The sequence below is a fragment of the Mucilaginibacter sp. P5_A4 genome (assembly GCF_056400605.1).
This window is the reverse complement of record NZ_JBFUKX010000092.1, coordinates 1-6,421: the sequence shown is the minus strand read 5'-3', so window position 1 is coordinate 6,421 and position 6,421 is coordinate 1. Positions and strand designations below refer to the sequence as shown.

The 6,421-nt window shown below is 42.2% G+C and carries 4 protein-coding genes and 1 pseudogene; all 5 read right to left on the bottom strand.

Features of this window, described 5'->3' with window-relative positions; genetic code table 11:
* Nucleotides 1–204, bottom strand: a pseudogene (locus AC1DQW_RS26995) (hypothetical protein); the annotation flags it as partial.
* Nucleotides 205–398: 194 nt separating this feature from the next.
* Nucleotides 399–3,209, bottom strand: coding sequence for a S9 family peptidase (locus tag AC1DQW_RS26990; protein WP_477456893.1), 2,811 nt, complete (start codon nt 3,207–3,209; stop codon nt 399–401).
* Nucleotides 3,210–3,354: 145 nt separating this feature from the next.
* Nucleotides 3,355–4,731 (bottom strand): aspartate kinase, encoded by a 1,377-nt coding sequence (locus AC1DQW_RS26985; protein WP_477456892.1) that lies wholly within the window; start codon nt 4,729–4,731, stop codon nt 3,355–3,357.
* Between the two features lie 150 nt (nt 4,732–4,881).
* Nucleotides 4,882–5,703 (bottom strand): pyrroline-5-carboxylate reductase, encoded by an 822-nt coding sequence (gene proC / locus AC1DQW_RS26980; protein ID WP_477456891.1) that lies wholly within the window; start codon nt 5,701–5,703, stop codon nt 4,882–4,884.
* Nucleotides 5,700–6,421, bottom strand: a 722-nt coding sequence (gene argB / locus AC1DQW_RS26975) for an acetylglutamate kinase (RefSeq protein ID WP_477456890.1), incomplete at its 5' end; no start/stop codon positions are given. The genes argB and proC, both read right to left, overlap by 4 nt.

Sequence of the window (6,421 nt, the reverse complement as noted above, 5' to 3'; positions counted from 1 at the left end):
CAGTAACTTTATGTCGTCTGGTAACGCTAACTCTTCCACTACCTCTGCTTTGATTACTGCCGGTTTTTTCTGCTTCTTTTGCTTTGACATCACCATCCGGTGGATCTGAGTGCGGGATATTCCATACTTTGATGCTAAAGTACGATAACTTAAATCGCCTACATTACGGTCTTCAAGAATCAATTTTGCTAATTTCTCATCCATGTTTGTTTACTTAATGTGTAAACCTATTTCAGGACAAGACACTCTAAAATGTCAACTCATTGATTATCAGAGTTGATGTGTTCCAGGGATGTTTTTAATAAAAGTTAAATATCTGATAATCAATGCGAAGGCGTTCCAGGCCGTTCCATGCGTACCAGCGTTCCGGTGGAACACCTGAGTACAAATCTGTCATGCTATTTCACCAGCTCAAATCCCCAATCTTTCCCTTTATCTACAGCCGGTACGCCTTTGGCCATCCAAACGGGCATAGAGGCGCCTTTTAAATAGTGATCAAAAAACTGCTGTTCGCGGATAGTGATATCCTTACGGTTTTGGCGCTGTACCAGGTTATGGGCTTCGCCGTTGTATTGCAACAGCCAAACAGGTTTATTAAGCCGGCGCAGGGCTGTAAACATTTCTATACCCTGGTACCATGGCACCGCTCCATCAGCATCATTACTCATAATCATTAACGGGGTTTGCACCCTGGGTAACTGGAACAGTGGTGAGTTTTCAATATACAGTTCTGGTTTTTCCCAAAGCGTGGCGCCAATCCGGCTTTGTGTTTTCTCGTATTGAAATTGCCTGTTAACACCCGATTCCCAACGGATACCACCGTAGGCTGATGTCATGTTGGCAACGGGAGCGCCCGCCCATGCCGCGGCATACATATTGGTTTGGGTTATGAGGTATGCCACCTGGTAACCTCCCCAGCTTTGTCCCTGTAGGCCTATATGGGCGGCATCAACCCAGGCATTTTTCTTTAGCGATTCAACCCCCGAGTTAACAAATTCAACGGCTGATGCACCGGGATGGCCGGTTTCATAGCTTATATCCGGTGCAAAAACTAAATACCCGTTACTTACAAAAAACGAGATTGGTAAACGCGAAGGGGTTGGGGCAGGTGCCAGGTAATTATAAAGTCCATCCGAAAGTTTTTCATAGAAATATACTATCATCGGGTATTTCTTATTTGGGTCGAAATCCTCGGGTTTGTATAAAATACCTTTGGATTTATAGCCCTTTGGGGTTGTCCATGTTACAAGTCCGGCTGTGCCCCAATTATATTGAACCTGCTGGGGGTTAACGTTGCTTAGCTTTATCTCCTTTTTCAGATCGGTTGATAAATAAAGATCGGGTGGTAATTTATAATTGCTCTTGGTATAGATGTAAACTGCAGCATTCTTTGCTCTCCAAAGATCGCCATAGCTCATTTTGCCCATATTTACCCTTTCTGGTGTGTTTTTGCTTTCAGGTGTTTTTACAAAATATCCCCATTGCTTTGTTTCCTCATCCTGCGCCAACAGCCACATTACCTGTTTTGACGGAATAAATTTTTGTTCAGGATCGGCCATATCGTACCTGATGATCAATTTGTTTTTACGACCGATACCATTGGTAAAGTTGGTTGCAATACCACTTGCAGGGTCGATGCTCCAGATATCATACCGATCATAAATCATTACAGCTTTGTCGTCCTTTGTCCAACCGGCTAAACCATAATCCGAGGCATAGTTGGGTACATCATTCAGCTCATCACCCATTTTTGTGCGGATTGATTTGGTAAGGTTGATTTTGGCACCTGTGGCAATGGAGTATGTATACCATTGCTGATCCTTAAAATTGAACCAGGTCACATATTGTCCATCAGGAGAGATCTTGTAATGCGCTTTTATCCCTTCACTGATCAATCGTTTATTGCCGCTTTTAGTATCTATTAAAATGGCTTGTTGTTTGGTATCGCCCTCCCATTGTGATTGTACACGTGCGCCGGTATCGGTAACACCTAAAACATACCTCGCATTTTTATTTTCGGCTACAAAAACTTCCTGTATAGCTTTGCTGCCTAATTGTAGCTGTTTGGATTCAGGATCTTCCGGGCGGATAACCGCGAGGTAACTTCGTTTAAGTTCGGTTTGAAGATTTTTAAGCTGCTGCGGCTGCAGGTAATCGTCCTTGTAGTTCCAGATATCAAGTTTAGCCACTTCAAAATCAACAATGGTAGTATCGGCGGGTTTAGGGATAGGAGCAGTGCCGAAAAATAAATTAGTCCCATTTTTACTAAAATAAACTTTTCCGTCACCACTTACCGCCCATTTAGCGGGCATCGCTGCCAGGCCTTCCGCGGCAATCACCGTAGCGCTGTCCCTGTTTAGGTTATAATAATATAGTTTGAATGGCTTTACCAAGGCCTTCTCGGGGTTTTTCTCCGCGGTAAAAGCTACCTGGCGACAGGCATCATCAATGGTGATACTATGGTAATTACCCCTGCCTGTACTGATAACTTTAAGCGTGTTTTTTTCGATATCAAATACATATAACCCCGAAACAATTTCCTTTTGTTTTATCGGAGCAGTAATGGCAAATGCCAATAGCTTGCCGTTTTTGCTTAGCTGGTATTCGGTAACGTATTTGAAGGTGCGGGTTGTTTTGCCCATTAATTGCTTTATGGTCAAATCAGCCCCTTCATGGGTTGGCGGTGCAATGGTTGTACTTATCGCCTTTTTTGAAGTATCACTGGATGCGGGCTTTTTTAGTGTATCTCCGGCTGCAAGGTAGGCGATAACATCGGCGTTCTCGGCTATTTTAAAATTTCTCACAGCGGGAATTTTTGTGATGCCTTGTGTTGCCAATGAGATAAAACCCAGGGTATCTTTAGGGAATTCGGCTGGTTTTTTCTTCCTGATCTTAGCCTGGCGCGTATCCTTAAAAAATGGCCTTATCTGGAATACAGCAAATTTGCCATCACCGGTGAAACGGGCGGTATCAGCCCTCGGGATATGGATCTTGCCGGTATTTTTTGAATTGGTGATCACCAGTTCGGCATCACCCTCCTGTGGTTTTATCACATATAGTATCCATTTACCATCATTACTTATCCGCTGACCGCTAATACTTTGCCATCCATCGAAAACGGAATGATCCAATGGTTTCTTTGAAGTTTTTTGAGCAGAAACACTGAAGCAGATTGCTGATAAAAAAATAATCAGTAAAATTTTGCGCATATCAACCTTGTTATGCACTAAATATGCTCAAAATTGCCCGTTTATTAAAATTAGTTATGGGAAAGTTACAATGGTGAGTGGTGAAAGGCATTATGTTAAGTTAAGTAAACCTTTTGCCTTTCGCCTTTTCTCTTTCACCTCAAAACTATATCATCGCCTTATTTAAAGCTTTTATTGCCTCAGCAAAATCTTCGCGTGCTACCAGGAACTGGATATTTACTTTGCGGAGGGCAAAGCCACAGCTTTTTATATTAATGCCTTTTTGGGCCAGGGCTGTTGCTGATTTTGCCAGCAAACCCGGTTGATCCATATTTGAACCGATCAAACAAACCATAGCCATCTTCTCCACAGTTATCTTTTCGTAATCATCTTCCAGCTCCTGTATCAATTTTTTATTATAGTCTTTATCCCATATCACAATAGAAATACTATTAGCACTGGTGGCCTTAAAAGTATAGCTTACGCCATATTTGTAAAACAGCTGCATGATATGAAAATCGGTACCTACGTTGCCCACCATCGATGGGTCGTAAATGTCTATCATCATCACCCTTTCTGTACCGGTAATTACTTCTACACGCTTTTTATCACAAATATATTCGCGGGTTATTAGTGTGCCGGGGTGTTCTGGCTGAAATGTATTTTTTATGCGGAGATCTATGTCATTAATCTCCAACGGCTTTGATGCTTTGGGATGGATAGCCTCCATACCAACATCAGCCAATTGGTCGGCCACGTCATAATTGGTGTTACCAACCGGAAAGCAATTTTCCACGCCAACCAGTTGAGGATCGGCCGTGCATAAGTGATATTCCTTGTGAATAATGGCTTCCTGTGGTTTTACAGCTACCGCGATTTTGCTGAAGGTGACTTCAGAGTATCCACGATCAAACTCGCGCATGATACCCTCTGTACCTTTAGCATAACCGGTTACTATACTGATGGTATTTTCAAAATCGATATGCTGCAGGTCTTTTTTTATACGCTGATCTATAGTGAATGATCGTTGGTCATGAAAACCGCTCAAATCAACAAAGGTTGCGTTGATGCCCATATTTTGCAGGATATTTGCAAAGTTAAAAGCTGAATGACTTTCACCAATTGATGCCAGGATCTCTCTGGCTGCCAGTAAAATATCATCTTTGTTTACATAGCCGGATGCCAGGATATTAGCAATGTTTTCCAGGTAGGTTTTTGCATCTTTAAGACGTTGCTCAATAAAGGCATCGGCTTCGGCAATGTTTAAACCAAGGCTTTCATAGTTTTTGTTGATCTGTTTTAGCTTAATAATAAGCGCGTTTAAGGGCTTATGAAAGTCCTTATAAGTAGCCAGGCGATGGTAAACCCCAGGCGCGCCGGTCTTTTTATTCTCCAACAGGAGATTAGTCACTCCCGAAAATGCCGATACTACAAATATGCGGTTGTATAATTGCTGTCCGCTACGCTCAAACAGGATGATGTTTTTAATAACATCGCCCAACGCGGTCATGGATGTACCGCCGATTTTTTCTACTGTTAACATGTCAAAAAATAAACGCTTTTAAGCGTATGTGCTAAAGTCACACCCAATGCCGTTGCAAAGCTATAAGCACTTTTAAGTAATTATATATTGGGTTTTTATAATTGGTTAGTAATATAATTCAATGATCAAAATGATGGCTGGTTTACCAAATTAATGATCATCTTTTTTATAAAGATCACCGGCTTTCTCGGCAGATAGTTTTATACCCTTTATCATGGCCGAGCTGAAACCGTTATGTTCCATCTCGTTTAAGCCGGCAATGGTGCAGCCACTTGGCGAAGTAACCTTATCAATTTCCTGTTCGGGGTGCGATGATAGTTGTAAGAGCAGATCAGCAGCACCTTTGGCAGTTTGCGCGGCCATTTTTAAGGCATCACCCGCATGAAAACCAATTTCGGTACCGCCTTGTGAAGCCGCACGGATAGAACGCAGGAAAAAAGCTATACCGCAGGCACAAAGCGCGGTAGCCGATGTCATCAATTCTTCATTGATCTGGATACTTACGCCCACGGTATCAAACAGTGATTTAACCAGGTTAATGTTTTTATTGGTACCGTTATCGGTAGCGATGCATGTCATGGAGTGGCCTATGGCTATAGCTGTATTAGGCATAGCGCGTATTACCTGTACATTAAGATCAAGCTGCTGGCGGATATCATTGCAGCTTACTCCTGATATAACAGAGATTAAAAGTTGCTTTTCGGGCTTTATTGAAGGCCGTATTTCATCCAATAATTTGTTTAACTGCTGTGGCAATACTGCCAAAACAATAATATCGGCCTTTTTAACGGCTTTTAAATTATTGTCAGTTGTATAATATCCCAAAGCCGAATATTCGGCCAGCGCTGCCACATTTCTGCGTGTAAGGGTAATTTGCTGGGGTTTGCAAATACCTGCTTTAACCAACCCTTTGGCTAATGACAGCCCGATGTTTCCAGAGCCCAAAATGGCTATTTGCTGTGATGCGTTCATGCGTTTTTACTTAAACGTGTTCCAAATGGTTTGTTATTCTTTAAATTTCCCAATTCGTCGCTTTTGCCAATGATAACCGCTTTTACACCGCAGGCTATTGCGGTAAAAGCATTGTCAAGTTTGGGCAGCATGCCACTGTGTATAATGCGTTCTTCCTTTAGTTTTTCGTAATGTTGCGGGTTAATTTCCCTTATCAACGAATCTTCATCATCAATATCCTGCAATACGCCCTTTTTTTCAAAACAATAGATCAGCGTAGTTTCGTATAACGACGACAAATTAACAGCCAACGCCGAGGCTATTGTATCGGCATTGGTATTTAGTAACTGGCCTTCGCCATCGTGCGTTATCGCGCAAAAAACAGGAGTGAAGCCTGCTTCCATCAATCGGCTGATATTATCCGGATTGATAGAATTTTCGTCGATATCGCCAACAAAACCATAATCAATGGTTTTAACCGGTCGTTTTTTGGCTCGTATAAAATTACCGTCAGCCCCGGTTAAACCTATAGCATTATTGCCAAAGCGTTGTAGTTGAGCCACTATATTTTTATTAATCAGCCCGCCATAAACCATGATTACAACCCTTAACGTTTCAATATCAGTTATCCTGCGGCCATCAACCAGCCGTGCTTCAATGCCCAAATCTTCGGCAACCTGGGTTGCAACTTTGCCCCCGCCATGTACCAATATTTTAAATCCGTCTAACTTTTCAAAAT